Annotated in this window: 18 protein-coding genes and 1 tRNA gene; 3 read left to right on the top strand and 16 right to left on the bottom strand. The window is 72.6% G+C overall.

Annotated elements, in window-relative coordinates:
* Positions 1-74 precede the first annotated feature (74 nt).
* The 12 genes from HEP81_RS00280 to HEP81_RS00225 all read right to left on the bottom strand — a co-directional run bounded on the left by HEP81_RS00280 (position 75) and on the right by HEP81_RS00225 (position 14,500).
* Positions 75-257 (bottom strand): rubredoxin, encoded by a 183-nt coding sequence (locus HEP81_RS00280; RefSeq protein ID WP_154821573.1) that lies wholly within the window; start codon positions 255-257, stop codon positions 75-77.
* Complete coding sequence (locus tag HEP81_RS00275; protein ID WP_190275928.1) at positions 254-1,141, bottom strand: alpha/beta fold hydrolase; 888 nt, start codon at positions 1,139-1,141, stop codon at positions 254-256. Before HEP81_RS00275 ends, HEP81_RS00280 begins: the two co-directional genes overlap by 4 nt.
* The gene (locus tag HEP81_RS00270; protein WP_037661853.1) at positions 1,138-2,241 is read right to left on the bottom strand and encodes a fatty acid desaturase; all 1,104 of its coding nucleotides are present in this window, start codon (positions 2,239-2,241) and stop codon (positions 1,138-1,140) included. The genes HEP81_RS00275 and HEP81_RS00270 overlap by 4 nt, the downstream gene beginning before the upstream one ends.
* A 22-nt stretch (positions 2,242-2,263) precedes the next feature.
* The gene (locus HEP81_RS00265) at positions 2,264-2,545 is read right to left on the bottom strand and encodes an acyl carrier protein (protein WP_037661851.1); all 282 of its coding nucleotides are present in this window, start codon (positions 2,543-2,545) and stop codon (positions 2,264-2,266) included.
* Between the two features lie 71 nt (positions 2,546-2,616).
* The gene (locus tag HEP81_RS00260; protein ID WP_037661850.1) at positions 2,617-3,558 is read right to left on the bottom strand and encodes an acyl-CoA desaturase; all 942 of its coding nucleotides are present in this window, start codon (positions 3,556-3,558) and stop codon (positions 2,617-2,619) included.
* 2 nt (positions 3,559-3,560) lie between these two features.
* The gene (locus HEP81_RS00255) at positions 3,561-4,706 is read right to left on the bottom strand and encodes an acyl-CoA desaturase (RefSeq protein ID WP_274599473.1); all 1,146 of its coding nucleotides are present in this window, start codon (positions 4,704-4,706) and stop codon (positions 3,561-3,563) included.
* Positions 4,703-6,562, bottom strand: a complete 1,860-nt coding sequence (locus tag HEP81_RS00250) for a fatty acyl-AMP ligase (protein ID WP_243279236.1) — start codon at positions 6,560-6,562, stop codon at positions 4,703-4,705. The genes HEP81_RS00255 and HEP81_RS00250 overlap by 4 nt, the downstream gene beginning before the upstream one ends.
* 638 nt (positions 6,563-7,200) lie before the next feature.
* Positions 7,201-7,995, bottom strand: coding sequence for a thioesterase family protein (locus tag HEP81_RS00245; RefSeq protein WP_233361065.1), 795 nt, complete (start codon positions 7,993-7,995; stop codon positions 7,201-7,203).
* A gap of 105 nt (positions 7,996-8,100) precedes the next feature.
* The gene (locus HEP81_RS00240) at positions 8,101-8,991 is read right to left on the bottom strand and encodes an alpha/beta fold hydrolase (RefSeq protein WP_037661848.1); all 891 of its coding nucleotides are present in this window, start codon (positions 8,989-8,991) and stop codon (positions 8,101-8,103) included.
* A gap of 279 nt (positions 8,992-9,270) precedes the next feature.
* The gene (locus HEP81_RS00235) at positions 9,271-10,503 is read right to left on the bottom strand and encodes a cytochrome P450 (RefSeq protein WP_051850564.1); all 1,233 of its coding nucleotides are present in this window, start codon (positions 10,501-10,503) and stop codon (positions 9,271-9,273) included.
* Between the two features lie 675 nt (positions 10,504-11,178).
* A complete protein-coding gene (locus HEP81_RS00230) occupies positions 11,179-12,654 on the bottom strand; it encodes an MFS transporter (protein ID WP_051850563.1) in 1,476 nt (491 codons plus the stop codon).
* A 676-nt stretch (positions 12,655-13,330) separates the two neighbouring features.
* The gene (locus HEP81_RS00225) at positions 13,331-14,500 is read right to left on the bottom strand and encodes an MFS transporter (protein ID WP_051850562.1); all 1,170 of its coding nucleotides are present in this window, start codon (positions 14,498-14,500) and stop codon (positions 13,331-13,333) included.
* Between the two features lie 400 nt (positions 14,501-14,900).
* Between HEP81_RS00225 and HEP81_RS00220 the strand changes: the two genes are divergently transcribed.
* The 3 genes from HEP81_RS00220 to HEP81_RS00210 all read left to right on the top strand — a co-directional run bounded on the left by HEP81_RS00220 (position 14,901) and on the right by HEP81_RS00210 (position 17,823).
* Positions 14,901-15,821: a helix-turn-helix transcriptional regulator gene (locus HEP81_RS00220; protein WP_051850561.1), complete on the top strand. Its 921-nt coding sequence runs from the start codon at positions 14,901-14,903 to the stop codon at positions 15,819-15,821.
* A complete protein-coding gene (locus HEP81_RS00215; protein ID WP_051850560.1) occupies positions 15,767-16,516 on the top strand; it encodes a hypothetical protein in 750 nt (249 codons plus the stop codon). The genes HEP81_RS00220 and HEP81_RS00215 overlap by 55 nt, the downstream gene beginning before the upstream one ends.
* A 188-nt stretch (positions 16,517-16,704) precedes the next feature.
* On the top strand, positions 16,705-17,823 hold the full coding sequence (locus tag HEP81_RS00210; RefSeq protein ID WP_037661838.1) for an FAD-dependent oxidoreductase: 1,119 nt from the start codon (positions 16,705-16,707) through the stop codon (positions 17,821-17,823).
* Positions 17,824-17,977: 154 nt separating this feature from the next.
* On the opposite strand, the gene HEP81_RS00205 is transcribed toward HEP81_RS00210, so the two are convergent.
* The 4 genes from HEP81_RS00205 to HEP81_RS00190 form a co-directional block, all read right to left on the bottom strand.
* A complete protein-coding gene (locus HEP81_RS00205; protein WP_037661836.1) occupies positions 17,978-18,772 on the bottom strand; it encodes an SDR family NAD(P)-dependent oxidoreductase in 795 nt (264 codons plus the stop codon).
* 214 nt (positions 18,773-18,986) lie between these two features.
* The gene (locus tag HEP81_RS00200) at positions 18,987-19,226 is read right to left on the bottom strand and encodes an SRPBCC family protein (RefSeq protein WP_051850559.1); all 240 of its coding nucleotides are present in this window, start codon (positions 19,224-19,226) and stop codon (positions 18,987-18,989) included.
* A gap of 238 nt (positions 19,227-19,464) precedes the next feature.
* Positions 19,465-19,890, bottom strand: coding sequence for a DUF4259 domain-containing protein (locus HEP81_RS00195; protein ID WP_051850558.1), 426 nt, complete (start codon positions 19,888-19,890; stop codon positions 19,465-19,467).
* Positions 19,891-19,968: 78 nt separating this feature from the next.
* A tRNA-OTHER gene (locus HEP81_RS00190) sits at positions 19,969-20,062 on the bottom strand.
* Positions 20,063-20,609: the final 547 nt, after the last annotated feature.

Below are 20,609 nucleotides of genomic sequence, written 5' to 3'. Positions count from 1 at the left end.
GTGGCCGGGCCGGGCCGGGGCGGGTCACCCGGCCCGGCCCGTTGTCGTGTTCGTCATGCGGGTGTTGGGGGGTGTCAGAGTTGTTCCATGACGAAGTCTTCCTTGCTTGCTCCGCAGGTGGGGCATTGCCAGGTGTCGGGGATGTTTTCCCAGGGGGTGCCGGGGGGGATGTCTTCTTCGGGGAGGCCGAGGGTTTCGTAGTAGACCCAGCCGCACAGCAGGCACATCCAGGCGCGTTTGCCGGGGGTGTCGTTCATGCGATTCCTTCGTGGTGCGTGTGCGTGTGCGGGCTGTGGGGGGCGGTGAGGTGTTCGGTGGTGAAGTGGGTGAGGTGGGTGGTGGTGGTGTGGTTCATGAGGATGCCTGTGTGGCCGCCGTCGGCGTCGGTGAGTTGGGCGTTTTTCAGGCTGGCGGTGACGGTGCGGGCGTCTTCGTAGGGGACCATGGGGTCGCCTGGGTCGTGGAGGATGAGCGTGGGCAGGTCGAGTGCGGCGCCGAGCGCGGTCAGGTCCCAGTGGCTGACGGGGACGCCGTTGCGGTGGTGCAGTTCGTGGTAGATCCCCTGGACCAGCGGGGGAGTCAGGCGCAGCCCGCCGCCGTCCCAGCGTTCGAGGACGTTGCCGAGTGTGGCGGGTGGGGCGATGAGGACCGCGCATTCGGGCTGGTGTCCGGTGTGCTGTGCGATGGCGGCGATCGCGGCGATGGACCCCAGCGAGTGCGCCACGACCACCCGCACGTCGCCGAGTGTGTCCAGGACGGCGCCGGTGGCGTGGGTGTACTGGGTCATGGTGGCCTGGTCGCCTTTGCGGACTCCGTGGGCGGGTCCGTCGAAGGCGGCGACGCGCAGGCCCTGGGCGCGCAGTGGGGGGACGAGGGAGTGCATGCTGCTGCTGTTGGCGGCCCATCCGTGGACGAGGAGGGCGCTGCCCTGGGTGGCGTTCTCGTTCCACAGGAAGCCGTCGGTGACGTTCTGGTCGCCGTGGACGGTGAAGGGGACCGCGCCCAGTGGCAGGACGTCGTCGGGGCGCAGTCCGTAGGTGCGGGTGCTGGAGAACACGTCGGTGGCCCAGCGTGCTGCCAGCCGGGGTGCCAGTGCGCCTGCTGTGCGGTGTGCGTGGCGGCGCAGCCACCGGCTGGTCACGGGGTGCCCTTCGCGGCCGAGGGCAGGGCTGTCTTCGGTTCGACCTTGTTGCGGGCGAGGTCGGCGTAGTACCCGGACTCGGTGTCGTAGAAGTGGAGGTGGCGGACGATGTCCCACATCTGCCCGAAGGAGAACCGGCGTTCGCGGACCATTCCCGGGTAGCGGGCCTTCAGTGTCTCCTGGGCCTTGGGCAGGTTGTAGTAGGGGATGACGGGGGCGACGTGGTGGGCGGTGTGGATGGAGATGTTGTGGGTGAGGAACAGCAGCCAGCGCGGGTAGACGTAGTCGGTGGTCACCAGCAGCCGGCTGGCGTTGCGGGTCCAGTACTCGGCGGTCAGGTAGGGGATGTCGCTGGCGCTGTGGTGCATGAGGGTGGTGGCGCTGAACCAGGCGTGGGTGGCGATCCAGGGGGCGACGAAGTAGATCAGCAGTCCGGTGAAGCCGGTGAAGTACACCAGCACGGCCGCGTAGGGCAGGGCCACCGCGGCGACGAACAGCATGGAGCGCCGTACCTCGCGCCGCTGGCCGGCCTTGGGGAAGAAGCCGGGGCGCAGGGCGGATTCGGCCCAGTAGTTGATGGTGCCGCCCCAGAACGCCCACGTACGCGTGGAGACGTACACCGTCTTGTCCCACAGCGACATCCGCTCGAACATGCCGGCGGGTATGGGGCGCCAGTCGGTGTCGAACTCCAGGTGGTTGGTGCTGGAGTGGTGCATGTTGTGGACGTGCCGCCAGGCGTGGAAGGGGTAGATCAGCGGCAGCAGGGAGATGTGCCCGATCGCGTAGTTGAACCTGCGTGAACGCGAGAACGAGCCGTGTCCGCAGTCGTGGGCGATGCAGTGCAGCCCCCAGCCGCCGAGTCCGGCCACGATCCACAGCGGGATCCACAGCAGCGGGCTCGGCGCGTACGCCACGCCCACGATCGCGCCCGCGTACAGCAGCCAGCTGACCGCGAACCCGATCAGGCCGCGGCTGACGCGCGGTTCGAAGTACTCCTTGGGTATCGCGCCGGCCAGGCGTTCCCCCTCCAGCTGTTCCGCCTGGCGCATAAAGGCCCGGAAGTTGTCCTGCGGTGCCGAAGGGAAGTCGAATGCCCCCATGGTGGTCGTCGTCCTTTCGGTGTCAGAGCTTGAGTTCGGCGGCGAGGTGGGCGGTGAGGGCGTCGATGGACTGGTACTCGTACAGGAGGCCGGGGGAGAGGCGGCGTTCGATGACTTTCTCCAGGGCGCCGGAGACCTGGACGGCTACGCGGGAGTCGAGGCCGTAGGCCTCGAAGGTCTTGGCGGTGTCGATGTCCTCACGCGGTATCTCGACGTGGACGACCAGGTAGTCCACGAGCCACTGGCGCAGGGCCTGCTCGGTGAGGGGCCCCTGGGGGCGCTGGACCTTCTTGCGGTTGAACATGGTGTGCCTTTCCTCGTCGTACTGCCTCGTGCTGCCGGTGCCGGGTGGCGTGTTGTGTGTGTGCTGTTGTGTCAGGTGGTGGTTCTGGCTTCTTGCCTGCGCCGGGTGATGGTGGTTTTGTCGGGTTCGCGGAGGTTCCATACGATGTGGAGTTTGCCGAGGGCCATGAGGAGCCAGCCGCTGAGGTCGGGTTCCCACCAGGTGACGCCGTGGCGGTAGGAGCCGGGGAAGGCGTGGTGGTTGTTCTGGAGTCCTTCGCCGAAGGTGAGCAGGGCGACGGGCCAGTTGTTGGCGCTGTGGTCCTCGTTGTCGAAGGGCCGTCCGCCGAAGGCGTGGCAGATCGAGCCGACGCACCAGGCGGCCTGGTTGGCGACGAAGATCCGGGCGAGGCCGCCGAAGACGAGTCCGCCGAGCAGTGCCATCGGGGTGCGGACGATCGCGTAGTCGATGAGGGCGGGCAGGGCGAGGCCGAGCAGTACCCACTGCGGGTAGGTGCGGTTGAAGTACATCAGGCGCCGGCTGCGCAGGACGTCGGGTCCGAAGACGGTGACCTTGCTGGCTTCGGGGCTGAGCATCCAGGGCATGTGGGCGTACCACAGGCCGTGCAGGCGGGCTTTGAGGGCCCAGCCGTGGAGGTTGGGGGAGTGGGGGTCGCCTTCCTGGTCGCTGAAGCGGTGGTGGCGGCGGTGGGTGATGACCCAGAACATGAGGGGGCCCTGGGCGCCCATGGATCCGGTGATCATCATGAGGGCTTCGAAGGCGGGTGAGGTCTTGAAGGCTTTGTGGGCGAGGTAGCGGTGGAAGCCCACGGTGATGCCGAACATGTGGACGAAGTACATGGCGGCGAACAGCCACAGGTCGGTCGCGGTGTAGTGGCCGCTCCACAGCAGGTAGGCGGCGGCCGCGGTTCCGATCAGTGGCAGGGTCATGGTGGTCAGGGCGGAGAACCGTTTGATCCGCAGGCTGACGGGGTCGAGCCTGACGACGGCGTTCGCGGCCGCGGTCGCGGACATCGTCAACTCCCTTCCTCTCGGTGTGAGACGGGCTTCGGGGCGTGCCCCGTGTGGTGCGGTGCGGGCGCGGACTGCTCCGGTGTGCGGGGGGCGGGCTCCGGTGCGGGTTCGGGCCGGTCTGGCGTGGGCGTGGTCCGGTTGTCCGGTGCGGGGGTGGCCGGGTCGTCCGGTGCGGGTGTGTGCGGGTCGGGTGGGTGTGGGGTTGGGTGCCGGGTGGTGGGGTGGGGGCGCATGCGGTCGGGGTAGCGGGCGTCGTGGACGAGTCCGAGGGCGTCCAGGGCCCGGATGACGGCTCCGGTGGGGTCGATCTGGAGGAGGTTGTGCCGGTTGTGGGCCAGGGAGGGGCGGGCGTGGTGGTTGTTGTGCCAGGAGCCGCCGACCGAGATCGCCGCGAGGGGGGCCACGTTGCGGCTGGTGTCGCGGGTGCGGTAGGGGCGGTGGCCGATGGTGTGGCCGATGGAGTTGACGGCCCAGGTGACGTGGTCGAGGAGGAAGATGCGGGCCAGTCCGCCCCACAGCAGTCCGCCCACCGCGCCGTGTGTCGTTCCTCCCGACAGGAGCCAGCCCGCGAGTGCCGGCAGCGCGAGCCCGGCCAGCACCCACACGAAGTAGTACTGGTTCAGGCGCATGACGAGGCGGTCGCGGACCATGTCGGGGGCGCGGCGGGCCCAGTCCTGGCGCTGGACGGTGAAGAGCCAGCCGACGTGTCCGTGCCAGAATCCGCGCAGCCGTCCGGCCAGTCCCGGGCCGAGCGCCCGCGGGGAGTGCGGGTCGCCGTCCTTGTCGGTGAAGGCGTGGTGCTGGCGGTGGATGGCCACCCAGAACACGACCGGTCCCTGTGCGGCCATGCTTCCGGCGATGCCCCACAGGGTGGTGACGACGGGGCCGGCGGCGAAGGAGCGGTGGGAGAAGAAGCGGTGGAAGCCGCCTTCCACGCCCAGTGAGGTGATCGCGTACATCACCACCAGCAGCAGGGCGTCAATCCAGGTGAAGCCGTAGTGTGCGGCGAAGACGATCGCGGCGGCGGTGCCGAGGGTGGGGACGCCGACGGTGACCCAGGCGAGGTTGCGGGCTTGCCGGTCGATCCGGGCGGGGGCCGTGGTGGTGCGGGGCGGTGCCTGGCCGGCCCCGGTGCGGGCGCTGCTCATGACACCCCCGCCGGGGCGGCCGCGGTGTCTGCGGGTGCGGGGAAGGTTTTGAGGGTGCCGTCGAGGTAGGCCTTGCGGGTGTCGCGGCGGCGGACTTTGCCGCTGGTGGTCATCAGGACGCATCCGGGGGGTCCGATGTGGATGCGGCCGGGGCGTACGCCGTGGTCCTCGGTGACCGCGGCGGTCATTTTCTCGAGGAGTTCTTTCTCCTGGGCGGCGAATTCTCTGGCGGTGCCGCGGAATTCGGCGACGAGGACGACTTCTTCCTCGTCGCGTGTGGCGTGGGGCAGGGCGAACGCGGCGATGCGGCGCAGGTCCTGGTGGGCGCGCAGGACGGAGTGTTCGATGTCCTGGGGGTGGAGGTTGCGGCCGCTGATGACGATGAGGTCCTTGAGGCGTCCGGTGACGAAGAGTTCCGCGTCGAGGAGGAAGCCGAGGTCTCCGGTGCGCAGGTAGGTGCGGTGGTCGTCGGTGGCGTGGGCGGGGCGGGCGCCGAAGGTGCGGGCGGTCAGTTCGGGGCGCCCCAGGTAGCCGGCGGCGACGCTGGGGCCGTTGACCCAGATCTCGCCGCTCTCGCCGTCGGGCAACGGGGTGAGGGTGTGGGGGTCGACGATGAGGACCTCGTGGCCGTCGGCGATGATTCCGCAGCTGACGACCTTGACCGTGCCCGTGTCGGCCGCACCGCTGTCGGCGCCGTCGCTGTCAGCGGCGTCGCTGTGGGGGTGGGTGCGGTGGGCGTGGCCTTGTTCGAGGGCGGTCTTGTCGAGTTGTTCGGTGCGGATGGTGTCGGCGGTTTCGGGTTTGCCGGAGACGAAGAGGGTGGCTTCGGCGAGTCCGTAGCAGGGGATGAGGCTGCCGGGGTCGAAGCCGACGGGGGCGAAGCGTTCCTCGAAGCGTTCCATGGTGTTGCCGGAGACGGGTTCGCTGCCGCAGAACACCTGGCGCAGGCGGCTGAGGTCGAGGGTGGTGAGTTCTTCGTCGGTGATGTTCTGGGCGCACAGGTCGAACGCGAAGTTCGGGCCGACGGAGATGGTGACCTTGTGGTCGGTGATGGCTTTGAGCCAGCGGTAGGGGTCCTGCACGAAGTGGATGGGGGAGAGCATGACCAGGGGCCAGCCGCCGTGCAGGGCGAGCATGATGGTGCCCATCAGGCCCATGTCGTGGTAGGGGGGCAGCCAGGAGCAGCCGACGCGGTCCTCCTCGTAGCCCATGTGGGTGTCCAGGACCCGGCAGTTGCTGAGCAGGTTCTCGTGGGTGAGGACGATGCCCTTGGGGTCGCCGGTCGATCCCGAGCTGTACTGGATCAGTGCCGGCTCCACCACCCGTGAGGGCACGGGCCCGTTGGCCGGCGGCTGGTAGAAGTCCGGTTCGGGGAAGATCCACTGGGGGTGTTCGGTGGTGGGGGTGAGCTGCTGGTGGAAGTGGTCGACCTGGGGGGCGAAGCGGGGGTCGGTCAGGACGGCGCGTGGGTTGCAGTCGTCCAGGACGGACAGGAAGCGGGCGGTGGCGCGTCGTCCGAACGGCGGGAAGCAGGGTACGGCGGTGCAGCCGGCCTGCATGATGCCGAAGAGTCCGGCGACGTAGTCGAGTCCGGGGTCCAGGGCGAGGACGACGTGGCCCTGGGTGAGGCCGCGTTCGTTGAGGTGGGCGGCGACCGCGCCGGCGCGGTCGGCGAGTTCGCGGTAGGTCCAGTCGATCGGGTGGTCGCCGGTCCCGTCGGGCAGGAAGCGGAACGCGAGCCGGTCGGGTGTCCGGGTCGCGCGGTGTTCGAGGACGTGGACCAGCGAGGTGTGGGCGGACGGTGGCAGCGGACTCACAGGAATACGGCCTTCCGGGTCGGTCTGCGTGTGGGACACGTGCGTGATCTGTGGGCGAACCCCCAACCCCCAACCCCCCAAGCCCCCGAGCCTCCAGGCCCCGAGGCCGAGGCCCCGAGTTGGAGGCCCCGAGCCTCCAGGCCCCGAGGCCGAGGCCCCGAGTTGGAGGCCCCGAGCCTCCAGGCCCCGAGGCCCTGAGCCTTTGAGGCCCTGAGCTCCTGAGCCCCTGAGGCCCCGAGGTCCCGAGGCTCCTGGGCCCCGAACCCCCGAGCCTTTGCGGCCCTGAGCTCCTGAGCCCCTGAGGCCCCGGGCTCCCGGGCCTCCGAGGCTGCGAGCCCCCGAACCCCCCGAGGCCGTGGGGCCGGGAGAGCGGGAGGGCCCCTTGCGGTGCGTGGCCCGTGGCGCGCGGGCCCGCGGCCGGGAGGTTGTGGCGCCGGGGCCCGGACGTGTGGCCTGTGACGGGGCTGTGGCGCCGCCTTCCCGCGGCGCGCGGGCGTGTGACGCCGGGACTTGTGACGCCGCGTTCCCGCGGGGGCGGGCGCGTGGCGCGTGTCACCGGTGCCCGTGGTGCCGGGGCTCGTGGTGCCGTGGTGCGTGGTGCCGGGGCTCGTGATGTGCGGGCCTGTGGCGTGTGGGTGTGCGGAGGGGGTGCGGGTGGTGCTGGGGTGGGGGTGGTGTCAGAGGGTGCGGACCACGCGTAGTTGCTGGGCGCTGCCCAGGTGGGTGCCGTCGGGTGTCCAGGCGTCGATCTGTTCGTCGACCCAGCCGTCGGGTCCGGCGGTGCGGGTGGTGGCCCGCAGCAGGATCCAGGGGGAGGTGGCGGTGGCCAGTCCCGGGGCGGGGCGTACGGTCAGTTCGACGGTGGGGACGACGGCGAGGGTGGACAGGATCGCCGCGTAGGAGGGGGCGAGGGCGTCCATCAGCAGGACGAGGCGGAGCGGGTCGGGGGCTTCGTCGTCCTCGGTCAGCCGTACCCAGGCGAGGAGTTCGGGCTGCGGGCCGCCGGCGTAGGGGCGGGCGGTGCCGACGGGGCGGATCTCCATGCTGGTGGCGATGGGTACGAACTCCGCGGGGATGGCGAACACTTCGCACTCGGCGGGGGGCGGTGCGGGCGGGGCCTGGGGGGTGACGGGCTGCCAGGTGTTCTCGCCGCGGCGGGCGAACACGGCGCTCGCCTCGATCGCGGTGCCCTTCTCGCTCTGGGCCTGGGCGCGGACCACGCTGAGGGTCCGTCCGGCCCGTACCAGGGCGGCGTCCACGGTGAAGCCGGGGTCGACGGGCCGGTCGAACCGGCCGGTGACGCTCTGGAGTTCGAGTCCGGGTGCGTGTTCGCGCATCGCGGAGGTCAGCAGGGCGAGGGCGAGACCGCCGTGGAACCCGCCGAAGCCGCGCAGGTGCGCGTCCGCTTGCAGCCACCCGTTCACCGGTTTTCTCAGGAGGGCTCCCGGTGTCGCCCCGTCAGTGTTCAGCATGCGAAGACAGCGTCCCGTCCGAGTGTGTGGAAAAGAGGGGGGTGTGCGGGGGTGCCGGCCCCGGGGCGGGCTGTACAGGAGCCTGCCCCGGGCCGGGGGTGGGGGTCAGCCGAAGAAGGCGGTCAGTTCGGCCGCGACGGTCTCGGGCTGTTCCTCGACCATGTAGTTGCGGGTGTTCTTGACCTCGATGACGCGTACGTCGCTGCCGCAGGTGGGCAGGACGCGGTTCATGTAGTCGTAGAACCCGCCGTAGGCGAGGCCGAGGACGGGCACGGACAGCTTGCCGTAGCCGCGGAAGTCGTCGATGTCCTGCTGGTAGGCCTGGAACCAGCCCTGGCTGGCGCGGATGGCTTCGGGTGTGTCGTACGCGTGCGCGTACACGTCGCGGTCCTGCGGCAGGACGGCGTCGGGGTTGACCAGGCTCAGGCCGAGCATGTAGTCGATCATGATGCGGTAGCGGCCGGCGAGTGCCTGTTCGGGGAAGCCGGGCACGATGTTGAAGGCGAGCCACCAGCGGTGCGGGGGGGTGTCCTCGGGCTTCGGCATCAGGCGGAAGTTCTGGTAGCTGTCGTCGATGTGCGTGGTGTTGATGATGGCGAGGCGGTTGGTGGCCGCTTCGTGGTTCGCGGCGTAGGCGAAGGCGACCATGGCGCCGATGCCGTGTCCGGCGATGTTGATCCGCTTGTGGCCGAGGTGTTCGGCCAGGGCGCGGATGTCGGCGGCCATGTTTTTCTTCTCGTAGCCAAAGCCGGGGCGGCTGGAGCCGCCCATGCCGCGGATGTCGACCGCGACGACGCGGAAGTGTTCCGCGAGGGCGGGCATCACCTTGCGGTACTCCCACCAGGTCTCCGGCCAGCCCGGCAGCAGGAACAGCGGTTCGCCCTGCCCGCCGGTGACGTAGTGCAGCCGCACCCCGTTGACGTCGGCGTACTCGCTGGTGAAGCCGCCCTCAAGGGACGCGGCGAGTTCCTCGTCGGACGGTACGTTCGTGCCCATCAGTGTGCTCTCCCTCGTTGCTGTGGTGCGGTCGGGACGGCTCTGCCCGGGGGACCGCCCCGGGACCGCCGTCCCCCTCCGGACCCCGGCCGGGCCGGGAACCTCCGCCCCGAAGGACCGCCGGGACCCCGAAAGGCCGTCCCGGCCAGGCCGTCCCGGCGGGGTCGTCCCCGGGGTCGCCCGGGTCCTGCCGTGGGCGGTCCCGGGGGGTCCGGGGCGGTCCGGGGCGGTGGGATCCCGGGGGTCGGGGTCGGGGTTGGGGTTGGGTGGGGGGTGTGGTCAGTCGGCCGTGACCGGGAGCCGGCCGTGGCCGCGCTGGACGATCTGGTCGCGGAACGTGGCCTCGCCGGCGAGCCGCAGCCCGGGCAGCCGGCGCAGCAGCAGGGGCACCGCCGTCTCCGCGGACATCCGGGCCAGGGCCGCGCCCAGGCAGAAGTGCGCGCCGCCGCTGAAGGTGAGCGGGCTGTTGTCGCGGCGGGCGGGGTCGAAGACGTCCGGGTCCGTGAAGCGGCGCGGGTCGCGGTTGCCGGCGGCGATGAGCAGGGTCAGCGGCACGCCCTGGGCGACCTTGACGCCGAAGAAGTCCAGGTCGCGTGAGGCGACGCGGTTCAGGATCTGGGCGGCGGGGTCGAAGCGCAGGGTCTCGTCGGTGAAGCCGGCCGCGAACCCGGGTTCGGTGCGCAGCCGTTCGGCCTCGGCGGGGTGGGTGAGGGCGAGACGGACCATGTTGCTGAGCAGGTCCTGGGGTGCCTCGGTCGCGGCGACCAGGAGCAGCATGAGGTTGGCGACCAGTTCGGTCTCGCTCAGTTCGCCGCCCGCGTCGCGGGCGGCGGTGAAGGAGCTGGTCAGGTCGGTGGTGGGGTGGGCGCGGCGGCGGGCGACGAGGTCGTGGAAGTAGACGGCGAGGCGTTCCATGGCCGCGTCGCCGGCGGTGAGCTGGCCCATGTCGCGGATCGGTTCCAGGGTCAGCGTGATGTCGCCGACGTCCGCGCGGAACGCGTCGTGGTCCTCGTCGGGGATGCCGAGCAGTTCCCCGATGACGCCGGCGGCCATCGGGAAGGAGAACTCCGCGACCACGTCGACCGCCTCCCCGCCCGCGGCGAGGCGGGCGACGCGTTCGACGGCGTACGCGGCCCGCCGTTCGACCAGGGGCCGCCAGGCCTCCACGCTGCGCGCGGAGAAGGCGCTGGAGAAGAAGCGCCGGTAGCGCTCGTGGTCGGGGTCGTTGGAGAACAGCATGTTCTTCGTCAGCCAGGACCAGGAGGCGTGTTCGCGCCAGCCGGGCAGCTTGCCGTCCTGGACGGCGGCGTCGGTCGACAGCAGGTCCGGCTCGCGCAGTGCCCGCGCGCACTCGGCGTGGCCGGTGACGAAGAGGTGGGCTCCGCCCACGTCGACGACCGGCCCGTGGGCCCGCATCTGCTCGTACAGCGGGTAGGGGTCCTGTTTGCCCTCGAAGGACAGCAGACGGCCCATCACGTCGATCGGGTCTGCCAGGGTTTTCGTGGGACTCACTCTCACTCCGGGTATTCGACGGCAGCCGGGCATGCGGTGCGTGCGGTACAGGGGTGGTGTCCTTGCGGGCGGTACAGGGCGAGTTCGGTAATTGCCGGTGGTGCGCGGTGCATCAGCGTGTCCGAGGCAGGTGATCCGGGCCGGACACGTGGTTCGCGGTGCAATGGTGCAGAGCCCGAACTCAATGGGCTCTGTGTACTCGTCGTACTCGTCGAGTTGGAATGTCCAACTCGATTGTTCGAGCGACAATAACAATCTTCTTCGCCCCCGGGCAATCCCCGCGATCAGCGGATACGCAAGAGTTACGCGCCGGTAAGGTCGCGTCCGCCGGGAATGTGTATCGAGGGCATGAAACCGCTGCGCGGGCCCGTGAACACCCGGACGGAATACGGCAGTCCGCCTCCGCGGAAGCAAAGACACCGTTGTCAGTGATCCACTCCGCATTACCGGTGTGGCGTACGTCATGTCTCCGTGATGTCTCCATGTGTCGAACGGATGTGACGGTCGTGAATCCCCGTCCTCTCCATGGGCCGAACGCGCCGCGCAAAACCGGAATTCGGTGCCGCGGTTCCCGGAAAGAGCTGACGGCCGGTCAGATCGGTTGATCTGACCGGCCGTCGCACACGGTTCCCGCCCTCCCCCGGCCCGGGCCGGGGGACGGTGACTACGGGCTGTTCACGCCCCGCCGGCCCCCGCGGCCCCGCCGGCTTCGGTGGTTTCGGCGGGCCGGGCGGGCTGGGTGGTGCGGGGGGTCTTGCCGACGCTGCCGACGAAGAAGCAGGCGATCGCGGCGGCCGCGGTGGCCGTCAGCGTCATCTCCCAGCCCCGGTCGAAGGAGTCCGCCTGGTGGGCGGCGCCGGAGCCCATGGTGGCCACCAGCAGCGAGATGCCCAGGACGGTGCCGGCCTGGCGGGCCATGGTGATGACACCGGAACCGGTGGAGAAGCTCTGCGGCGGCAGGCCGGAGACACCGGCGCTGATCAGCGTGGGCAGGGTCAGGCCGACCCCGATGCCGGTGAGCAGCATGCCGGGCAGCATCCCGCCCGCGTAGCCGGCGTCCGGCCCCAGCAGGACCAGCCACCAGGCGATGCCCGCGCCGAAGACGACGCACCCGGTGAAGGCGACCACGCTGGAGCCGAAGCGGTGGATGACCGGCCCGATGCTCATGGCCAGCGCGGGCGGCAGTAGCGTGCCCGGGAAGATCGCGAGCCCGGTCCGCACCGCCGACCAGTGCCACACGTCCTGGCACCACAGCACGCTCGACAGCAGCATCGCCGCGAAGGCGACGGCGAACAGCACGTTGGAGAACGCGGACGGGCTGAAACCGCGGAACTTGAACAGCGGCAGCGGCAGCACCGGCGAGGCGTGGCGGGCGGAGCGCACCGTGAACCAGACCAGCCCCAGCACCCCCAGCACGAGGGCGCCGAGGAACTTCTGTGACGCCCAGCCCCAGTCGTCGCCCCTGACCAGGCCGAGCGCGATCAGCGCGATGGACACGGTCAGCACGGCGGCACCGAGCACGTCCGCCCGCGGCAGGTCCCGGGCGGCAACACGCGGCAGCACCCGCAGACCGCCCAGCAGCGCGGCCACCCCGATCGGCACGTTCACCAGGAACACCCAGTGCCAGCTCAGATCGGTCAGCAGCCCGCCCAGCACCGGACCCAGCGCACTGGCCACACCGCTGATCGCCGTCCACCCCCGCACCGACGCGAGCCGCTTCTCGGGCGGCGCGGTCGCCAGCAGCAGACCCAGCGAGGAGGGGATCAGCATCGCCGCGCCGACCGCTTGCAGCACCCGCGCCCCGACCAGCAGCCAGATCCCCGGCGCCAGCGCGCACAGCACCGAGGAGAGCGTGAAGAGCGCGATGCCCGACAGATAGGCGATCCGCGGATTGACCCGGTCCGCGAAATTGCCCGCCGGCACCAGCAGCGCGGCGAACACCACCGCGTACGCGTTCAGCACCCACGACAGGGACGCCAGCGACGTCCCCGAGAACTGGTGCCCGATGTCCGGCAGCGCCACATTGACGATGAACACGTCCAGGTTGGCCATCGCCACCCCGGCGGCGATCACCGTGAAGACCACCCCGAGCCGCGGTCGTTGCTCTGTGGGACCGGGGGTATCGGCGGTCCGGCCGTCAGGGAGGCTCATGTTCGTCCCATCTCAGTTTGGAATTCCAACTCACTTGCGCAGTGAAGCTAGCAACGAACGAACACACACGGCAACGCCCGCCGGTGTGCTGTGACGCGTACCTCTTCCGGCACGTCAGACAGGTCCCGCAAGGACAATGACGACCCGTCAGACAACAAAGGACACCATTTCGAACACACCGGCACCCCCGGCTCCGGAAAGCGCCACCCGGAGCGGGCACGGCCCCCGGTCCGCGGGCCGTCCCAATCACGCCGCGACGCGGTTCATCGGTCGTTCAGGGCCGGGCGGCAACCTCTACCGGTGTCGGAACACGACTCCTGAGCGTTGCGGGCTCCACCAAGACGACCGGGAACCCGGCGGGACCACGTTGCCGCGTGCCCCCGCAGCCGGCGCCCTCACCGGAGGGCGCCGGCGGGACGACACCGCGCCCCGCCCGGCCCCGCGGACCCCCCGGCACCGGGCGGCACCACTTTCGGGAACCGGCGCGAGCACGCGAGACGGCCCGCGGGGCCCGGCCCCGGCAAAGCCGTGCTCACGGCAGGGCGGTTGTCCAGATCGTCGGCAGCGTTCACGGGCGAGCGTTCCGCGCCCCCCGGACACCTCGCACGACCCCGCGGCCACGGACCCGGCGGTCCCACCGCCGGCCCGCCGCTCACCCCCCGGCTCACCCCCCGGCTCACCGCCACCGCGCCCGCCCCACCGCCCCCGCCGCCGTCAGCGGCACCGTCAGGGCCGCCGCCAGCCAGAACAACGGCCGGTACGCGTGCGCCTGCGCGGCCGGAGCCGCCAGCACACCGGCCACCGCACCGCCCGCGTACAGGGCGACCCCGAACAGGGCCACCCCGGTCGCCCGGGCCGCCGCGGACACGGCGGTCGCCCACGACTGCACCGTGGAGTGCAGGAACGACCAGCCGCCCCCCAGCAGCAGCGCCACCACCACGAGCACCCCGGCCCGCTGGCTGTACCCGGCGAGCAGATACGCCAGAGCCGTCTGGGCGCCGCCGGCCACGATCAGCCGTACCGGACTCCACCGGCCGACGAGCCGCCCGACCACCCGCGCCGCGCCCATCGACCCCACCCCGTACAGGGCCGCGACCGCCCCCGCGAGGACCACGGGAACCCCGCGCGCCTCCAGCGCCGGCGCCAGATACGTCAAGAAGCCCAGCAGCACCGCCCCTTCGAGCAGCGCCACGGCCATGACGTACCACTGCCACCGCGAACACAGCACCACCCGCAGCGGCGCCACCGGCGTGGGGCGTTCCCGGGGCGGCTCGGGCAGCCGCCGCAGCGCCACCACCAGGAGCGCGGCGAGGACACCGGGCAGCGCGAACACCAGCCGCCAGCTGAGCCACTGCGCCACCAGCCCGGCCACCAGCGTGGCCGTCGCCGTGCCCAGCGCGAAGGCACTCATCAGTGAGCTCAGCGGCCGCTGCCGTACCGCCGCGGGCACCGTGTCGCCCACATACGTCAGACACACCGCGATCGCGGCCGCGAAGAACCCCCCGGCCACCACACGGGCCCCGATCAGCACGGGGACGCTGGGCGCGAGGGCCGAGACCAGGGCGGCCGGCGCCGCCCCGGCCAGGGAGACCCGCAGCACCCGCACCCGCCCCCACCGGTCACTGGCCACCCCCCACACCGGCTGCGCCAGCCCGTAGGCGAGGTAGTAGCCGCTCGCGGCCGCCGCCACGCTGTGCAGCGGGGCCCCGAGCCGGGAGGCGAGGACGACGAGCATGGGGGCGATGCAGAAACGGTCGAAGTTGCTGACGAACCCGGCCGCCCGCAACAGCCGCACCGCGAAGGCGGGCAGGGCCGCCACCGGTGCCGCGACGATGCTGGTACTCACAAGAGGGACACTCCCTGCTCCGGAAAAAAGGGGCCCGCATGAAGCCCGCACGGAGTCCGCACAGGGCCCACGAGGACGCGGAACGCAGTCCACGAGGGCGAGGGCGAGGACGTGAATCAGGACCGGCCGCCCGGGGGCGGACCCGGCCCGCCACCAGCCCACCACGGCCGGCGGCAGGGCGAAGCCGGAAGGCTATTACCCTTGCTCACACCCACCCGGGCCCGCCCGCGCACCCGGTCACGGCACCATCGAGGCAACGCCCGCCCAGGGACCGTGAACGACACCCCCCGGACGGGCCGGTGGAACGACACCCCCCAGGGCCGGTGGACGGCACCCCGGGGCCAGGGGGCGGCACCCCGGGGGGCGAACACCCCGCCGCCCGAAGGAGAAACCCCCGCCGATGACGCACTCCGGGCCGCCGACGACGCCCCACGCGTTCCCCCACCGTGAACTGGGCGCCTTCCTGCGCTCCCGCCGCGAACGGCTCGCCCCGCACACCGTCGGCCTGCCCGCCGCCCCCGGCCGCCGCACACCCGGCCTGCGCAGAGCCGAAGTCGCCGAACGCGCCGGCATCAGCCTCTCCTGGTACACCTGGCTGGAACAGGGCCGCGTGCGCACCTCCCCGCAGGTACTGCGCGCCGTGGCCCGGGCCCTGCGCCTGGACGAGGCGGAGACCGCGCACGTCCTGTCGTTCACCGCCGAGGACAGGCCCCCCGCGAACCCTCCCACCTTCGTCTCCCGCAACCTGCTCACCCTCGTCCAGAGCATGGCCCCCTACCCCGCCGTGGTCCTGGACCCGCACTGGGACCTGCTGGCGTGGAACACCTCCTACGCCGCCCTGCTGACCGACCCCGCCCGCCTGCACCCCAAGCAACGCAACCTGCTGTGGCTGGTGTTCTGCTGGCCGCCGGCCCGCACCCTCCTCGCCGACTGGCCGCGCGAAGCCCGCGCCCTGCTCGGCCAGTTCCGCTCCCGGGCCGCCCACCGCCCGGGCGACCCCCGCTTCACCGAACTCCTCGGCCGGCTCCTCACCGACCCCGACGCGGCCCGCTGGTACGCCGACCGCGAGACCACCGCCTTCCAGCCCTCCGTACGCCGCTTCCACCACCCGGCGGCGGGCGAACTGCGCCTGCGCTACGTCAAACTGGCCGCCGTCGACGAACCCGGCCACCACCTGCTGACCTACCTCCCCGACGACCCCGCCTCCCACGACGCCCTGCGCCGCCTGGAGAAGACCGCCCCGAGTCCCTGCCCCGGGAGAGGACCATGCCAAGCCCGTACGACGCCGACACCACAGCCCCACACGGCCGCCCGCTGGTGACACGCGCCCTCACCCGGGAGGCCGACCGCGCCCGGCACCTCCTGGCCGGCGGCCGGTGGCGCCCCACCGCCCCTGACACGGAGGCCGCGACAGCAGTCCTCGCCCGCCTCACCGCCCCCCTCCCGGCCCGACAGGCGCCGACCGAGAGGCGGTTGGCCGTGGCCCGGGACCGGCGCCTCCAGCGGATCCTGCGCACCACCCTGCACCACCTCGACGCGGGCGCCGTCAGCCCGCCCGCCGCCGCCCTCTTCGCCGCCGTCGCCCGAGCCCTCCTGCCCTGGCACGCCCACCCGAACCCGCCGCCCGCCGCCGCGGTCCCCGCCCACACCGCCGCACCGCACCCCCCGGGCCGTGCACCGACACCGCCGACGGAAGCGGGCGAGGCCCTCCTGCCCGCCCTGATCGCCCTGTTCACCACCCTGGCCGCACCACCCCCGCCCGGCACCGCCCCGCTCGCCCCCGCCGCCGAGCCCTGGCACGCCCGCCACGAAGGCCGCTTCCGCCGCTACGGCAGGCCCGGCCCCGGGGTGTGGACGGCCGAGACCGTCGGCTGCCCCGGGTGCGGCGGCACGACGGGCCCCTGGACGGTGGTCTGCGACTGGCAGGCGATCACGCTCGGCCGCGCGTGCGGTACGGCCACCCGCGAGCACGGCCTCGCCTTCTCGGAGGTCTGGCTCCTGATGCCGGACGGCTGACCGGGCACCCCGCCCCTCCACCGCCCCCCAGGGCCCGGCCTCCCGGGGGATGTCGGCTCTTTGTCGGCGCCGACGGCGCCGTGTCGGTGAACTGTCGACGCCCGCCCGGACAGTGGAGCCCATCCGGACACCGGCCCTTGCCGGGGCCCGGCCCCGGAGCACCCCGACGGCGGAAGGACCCCTCTTTCATGACCACGGACGTCACGATCATCGGTGCCGGGCTCGGCGGCCTCACCCTCGCCCGCGTCCTGCACCTGCACGGCATACCGGCCACGGTCTACGAGGCGGAACCCTCACCGACCGCCCGCTCGCAGGGCGGACTGCTCGACATCCACGACTACAACGGCCAACTCGCCATCCATGCAGCGGACCTGACGGACGAGTTCCGGGCCATCGTCCTGGACGGCCGGCAGGCGATGCGCATCCTCGACACGGACGGGACCGTCCTGTTCGACAAGAGCGACGACGGCACCGGCGGCCGCCCCGAGGTACAGCGCGGCGAACTGCGCCAGATCCTGCTCGACTCGCTGCCGCCCGGGACCGTGCGGTGGGGCCGCAAGGTCACCCGCACCCGCGCCCTGGGGGAGGGCCGCCACGAAGTGGTCTTCGCCGACGGGCGGAGCGTGGTCACCGGCCTGCTGGTCGGCGCGGACGGCGCCTGGTCACGCGTGCGCCCCCTGCTCACCGCGGCCGAACCCGCCTACACCGGCAGGTCGGTCGTGGAGACCTACCTGTACGACGCCGCCACCCGGCACCCGGCCACCGCGAAGGCGGTCGGCGCCGGCTCGACGATGGTGTCCGCGCGGAGCCGGGAGATCTTCGTCCACCGGGAGCGGGACGACACCCTGCACGCCTACGCGGGCCTGTCCGTGCCGCAGGACTGGTTCGCGGCCGTCGACCTCTTTGACCCCGCGGCGGCGGCCGCGCGGATCGCGGCCGAGTTCGCCGGCTGGGCGCCGGAACTCACCGCGCTGATCACCGCCACCGACACCGCACCGGCCCTGCGCCCCCTTTACGCCCTGCCGGCCGGGACCCGCTGGGACCGCGTCCTGGGCGTGACCCTCCTGGGCGACGCCGCACACCTGACCGCGCCCAACGGCGAGGGCGCCAACCTGGCCATGCTCGACGGCGCCGAACTCGGCCGGGCGCTGGCCGCCCGTCCCGGCGACACCGAGGCCGCGCTCGCCGCGTACGAGCAGGCCATGTTCGAACGCGCCCTGCAATCCGCCGGGATCCCCGGCATCGACCCCGGCGAGAGCACGGTCCACGACCTGGTCGCCGCGTTCACCCGCCACGAACAGCCCTGACCGCGCCCGCCCGTACGCCCTCCACGGCGGGCACGGCGGGCAACGGCGGGTGTGTGCGGGGTCAGTTGAGTTCGCCGGGGTGGGGCCCGGTGCGCAGGCCGCGGTCGAGGGCGGCCAGGGCCTGCATCTCCTCGGCCCGGTGGCCCGGTGGGGCTCAGGGGAGGATGGAGTCGACGTAGCCGCCGTCGACGCGCAGGGCGCCGCCGGTGGTGGCGGAGGCCAGTGGCGAGGCGAGGTAGACGACCATGTTGGCGATCTCCTCGGGCTCGATCAGGCGCTGGATCAGGGACTGGGGCCGGTACTTGACCATGAACGCGCGCTGCGCCTCGTCCCAGGGCAGTTCGTCGCCGACGAGTTCGCGGACGAACTGCTCGACCCCGCCGGTGCGGGTGGGTCCGGCGATGACGGAGTTGACGGTGACGCCGGTGCCGGCGGCGTCCTTGGCGAATCCGCGGCCGATGGCGAGCAGCGCGGTCTTCGTCATGCCGTAGTGGATCATCTCGGCGGGGATGGCCACGGCGGAGTCGCTGGCGAGGTCGAGGATCCGTCCCCAGCCGCGTTCCTTCATCCCGGGCAGGCAGGCGCGGATGAGGCGGACGGCGGACAGGACGTTGACCTCGAAGTAGCGGCGCCATTCGGCGTCGTCGATCTCCAGCGGGTCGGCGCTGCCGAAGACGCCGAGGTTGTTGACGAGGATGTCGAGCGCGGGCACGGCCCGCAGCACATCGGCGGCGCCCTGCTCGGTCGCGAGGTCGCCCGCGGCGCCGGTGACGTCCTCGCTGCCGGAGCCGGCGCGTACCGTGCGCACGGCGTCGGCGACGCGTTCCTCCCCGCGGCCGTTGACGACGACCCGGGCGCCCGCGCGGGCGAGCGCGGTGGCGATGGCGAGGCCGATGCCCTGGGTGGAGCCGGTCACCAGGGCGGTGCGGCCGGAGAGATCGATCTGCATGATGGGGTTCTTCCCGTCGAGGCGGTGGCGCCGGCGCGGCGCTGCCCGGTGCCGCCCGTCGCGGCCTGGGTGACGGACTCAGGGATCACGATGTTCCCGGCCCGCGGCCGAGGGCGCGCCACGGACCGCACCGGGGTTACGCCATACGCCCCAGCGTTTTCCCACGATCGCCCCGCCGCCCCCGGGACCCGTGTCCTGCCCGCCCGGCGCGGTGTCAGACGGCGAGGGCCCGGTGGAGGGCGTCGAGGCCGTCGCGGTGGGTGCCGGTGAAGAGGGCGACGGCCTCGTCCTCGGTGGCGCCCCGGGGGCTGAAGCGGCCGGACCACTGGACCTGGGCGATGCCGGTACGGCCCGGGACGGGGCGGACGCGCAGGGTGGAGAGGCAGCCGTCGGCCGGCCGGAAGGGGCGGCCACGGCATGCGCGGCGGGATGCCCCCGCCCCCGGGGGGGGCATCCCGCCCGGCCACGGACCACGGACGGCCGACAGCCGCCCCAGAGCCCGCGAGAACGCCTCCGGCCCGGCCGCCCGCTCTCCTCCCACGCCGCCCGGCGCCTCCAGGGCCCCGGATCCAAGAGCAGAGGCATCGGCACGGCCCGGCAGCAGCCGGCCGGCGTGATGCCCCGCGCGCTCCGGCGGCCCCCGGGGCGGGGCCCGGACCCGGCTTCCGCGGTCCATGACGGCGCGTCACCGGTCAGACGGCGAAGAGGACTTCCCCCTGCGGCGGGAGCGGAGGGCCGAGGACCTCGCGGAGACGGACGACGCCCCGGCGCCATTTCGGCCCGTCCACCGCCTCGTCCCGCACCACGGCGAGTCCGCACAGCCCGCCGGCCACCTGGTGCAGGGCCGCGAGGGCGAGCGTCCGGAACTCTGCGGGCAATGGAGGCAGCGGCTCCGACGGGCCGTAGCCCGAACCCGAGGGCCCACCGACAGGACGCTCCGGCCCACCGGCAGGATGCTGCCCGGCGACCAGCGCCGCCGCGGCGACCGTCCGCTCGGCATCGGGAATCTCCAGGAACTCCGCACCGGCGGCGGCGCGTTCGAGGACCCGGCGGATCACGGGCACGCGTTCCGCCGCGGCCGCCTCGCTGTCGAACGGGCCGATGCCCCAGGTTCCCACGCGATCTCCTCGACCAGCCCTGCGAGGATCCTCACGCTGTCACGGGAGCCGGGAGCCGGGAGGCGTTGTCGATCGTTGCGGAGAGGGCAGGATTCGAACCTGCGTGGACCATTGCGGATCCGACTTCGGGCTACTGCCCTGGTCCCCGATAAACCACTCCGGGCACCTCTCCCCGTGTCCGGCCTGTGCGGTAGCGCCGTTCACGGGTACTACCGTGCCAGGCCCCGCTGACACACCCCTGACCACCCGCTGACGCACGACTGCGCACCCGAGGACACGCCCGAAAGCCGCAGCGGCCGGTGCGGCACCGGGAGTTCACCGAGGCGGAGGGCGAACCGCGCAGGCGGGCGGACGCGCGGGCCGCGCAGGCGGACGAAGACCCGAAGACGTCGTGCGACCGGGCGGCCGGCCGCCCGCGTGAGCGGCGGGTGCTGCTCCCGGGGGCGACGACGCCGGCGAGACCGACGGCCCCGGTCCGCGAGGCGGCGGACCAGCGGCTGCGGGACACCCCGCACCGGACGCCCCACACCGGGCAGCAGGCAGCGCAGAGCGGGCGGCGCCGGACTCGCCGCCGGGGGAGCGGGTGCCGGACCCGGACCGGCTGCGGCGCGGCCCGGCACGGACCTCGCACCCGCAGCCGGGGCGGCCCCGGCGCGGGCGGCCGCCGCGCTCGGGACGGGCACCTCGAACACGCCGGGAAGACCGCCGCGGCCTCTGGC

Source organism: Streptomyces griseofuscus (assembly GCF_014673495.1).
Lineage (GTDB): Bacteria > Actinomycetota > Actinomycetes > Streptomycetales > Streptomycetaceae > Streptomyces > Streptomyces murinus.
This window is presented reverse-complemented; position numbering and strand designations above follow the sequence as displayed.

Excerpts from the sequence above, each read along its gene's own strand:
- HEP81_RS00280 (WP_154821573.1), bottom strand. The coding sequence starts at position 257 with ATGAACGACACCCCCGGCAAACGCGCCTGGATGTGCCTGCTGTGCGGC.
- HEP81_RS00255 (WP_274599473.1), bottom strand. The coding sequence starts at position 4,706 with ATGAGCAGCGCCCGCACCGGGGCCGGCCAGGCACCGCCCCGCACCACC.
- HEP81_RS00200 (WP_051850559.1), bottom strand. The coding sequence starts at position 19,226 with ATGCCCCCCCCGGGGGCGGGGGCATCCCGCCGCGCATGCCGTGGCCGC.
- HEP81_RS00205 (WP_037661836.1), bottom strand. The coding sequence starts at position 18,772 with ATGCAGATCGATCTCTCCGGCCGCACCGCCCTGGTGACCGGCTCCACC.
- HEP81_RS00270 (WP_037661853.1), bottom strand. The coding sequence starts at position 2,241 with ATGGGGGCATTCGACTTCCCTTCGGCACCGCAGGACAACTTCCGGGCC.
- HEP81_RS00245 (WP_233361065.1), bottom strand. The coding sequence starts at position 7,995 with ATGCTGAACACTGACGGGGCGACACCGGGAGCCCTCCTGAGAAAACCG.
- HEP81_RS00260 (WP_037661850.1), bottom strand. The coding sequence starts at position 3,558 with ATGTCCGCGACCGCGGCCGCGAACGCCGTCGTCAGGCTCGACCCCGTC.
- HEP81_RS00265 (WP_037661851.1), bottom strand. The coding sequence starts at position 2,545 with ATGTTCAACCGCAAGAAGGTCCAGCGCCCCCAGGGGCCCCTCACCGAG.
- HEP81_RS00215 (WP_051850560.1), top strand. The coding sequence starts at position 15,767 with ATGCCAAGCCCGTACGACGCCGACACCACAGCCCCACACGGCCGCCCG.
- HEP81_RS00210 (WP_037661838.1), top strand. The coding sequence starts at position 16,705 with ATGACCACGGACGTCACGATCATCGGTGCCGGGCTCGGCGGCCTCACC.
- HEP81_RS00230 (WP_051850563.1), bottom strand. The coding sequence starts at position 12,654 with ATGAGCCTCCCTGACGGCCGGACCGCCGATACCCCCGGTCCCACAGAG.
- HEP81_RS00240 (WP_037661848.1), bottom strand. The coding sequence starts at position 8,991 with ATGGGCACGAACGTACCGTCCGACGAGGAACTCGCCGCGTCCCTTGAG.
- HEP81_RS00220 (WP_051850561.1), top strand. The coding sequence starts at position 14,901 with ATGACGCACTCCGGGCCGCCGACGACGCCCCACGCGTTCCCCCACCGT.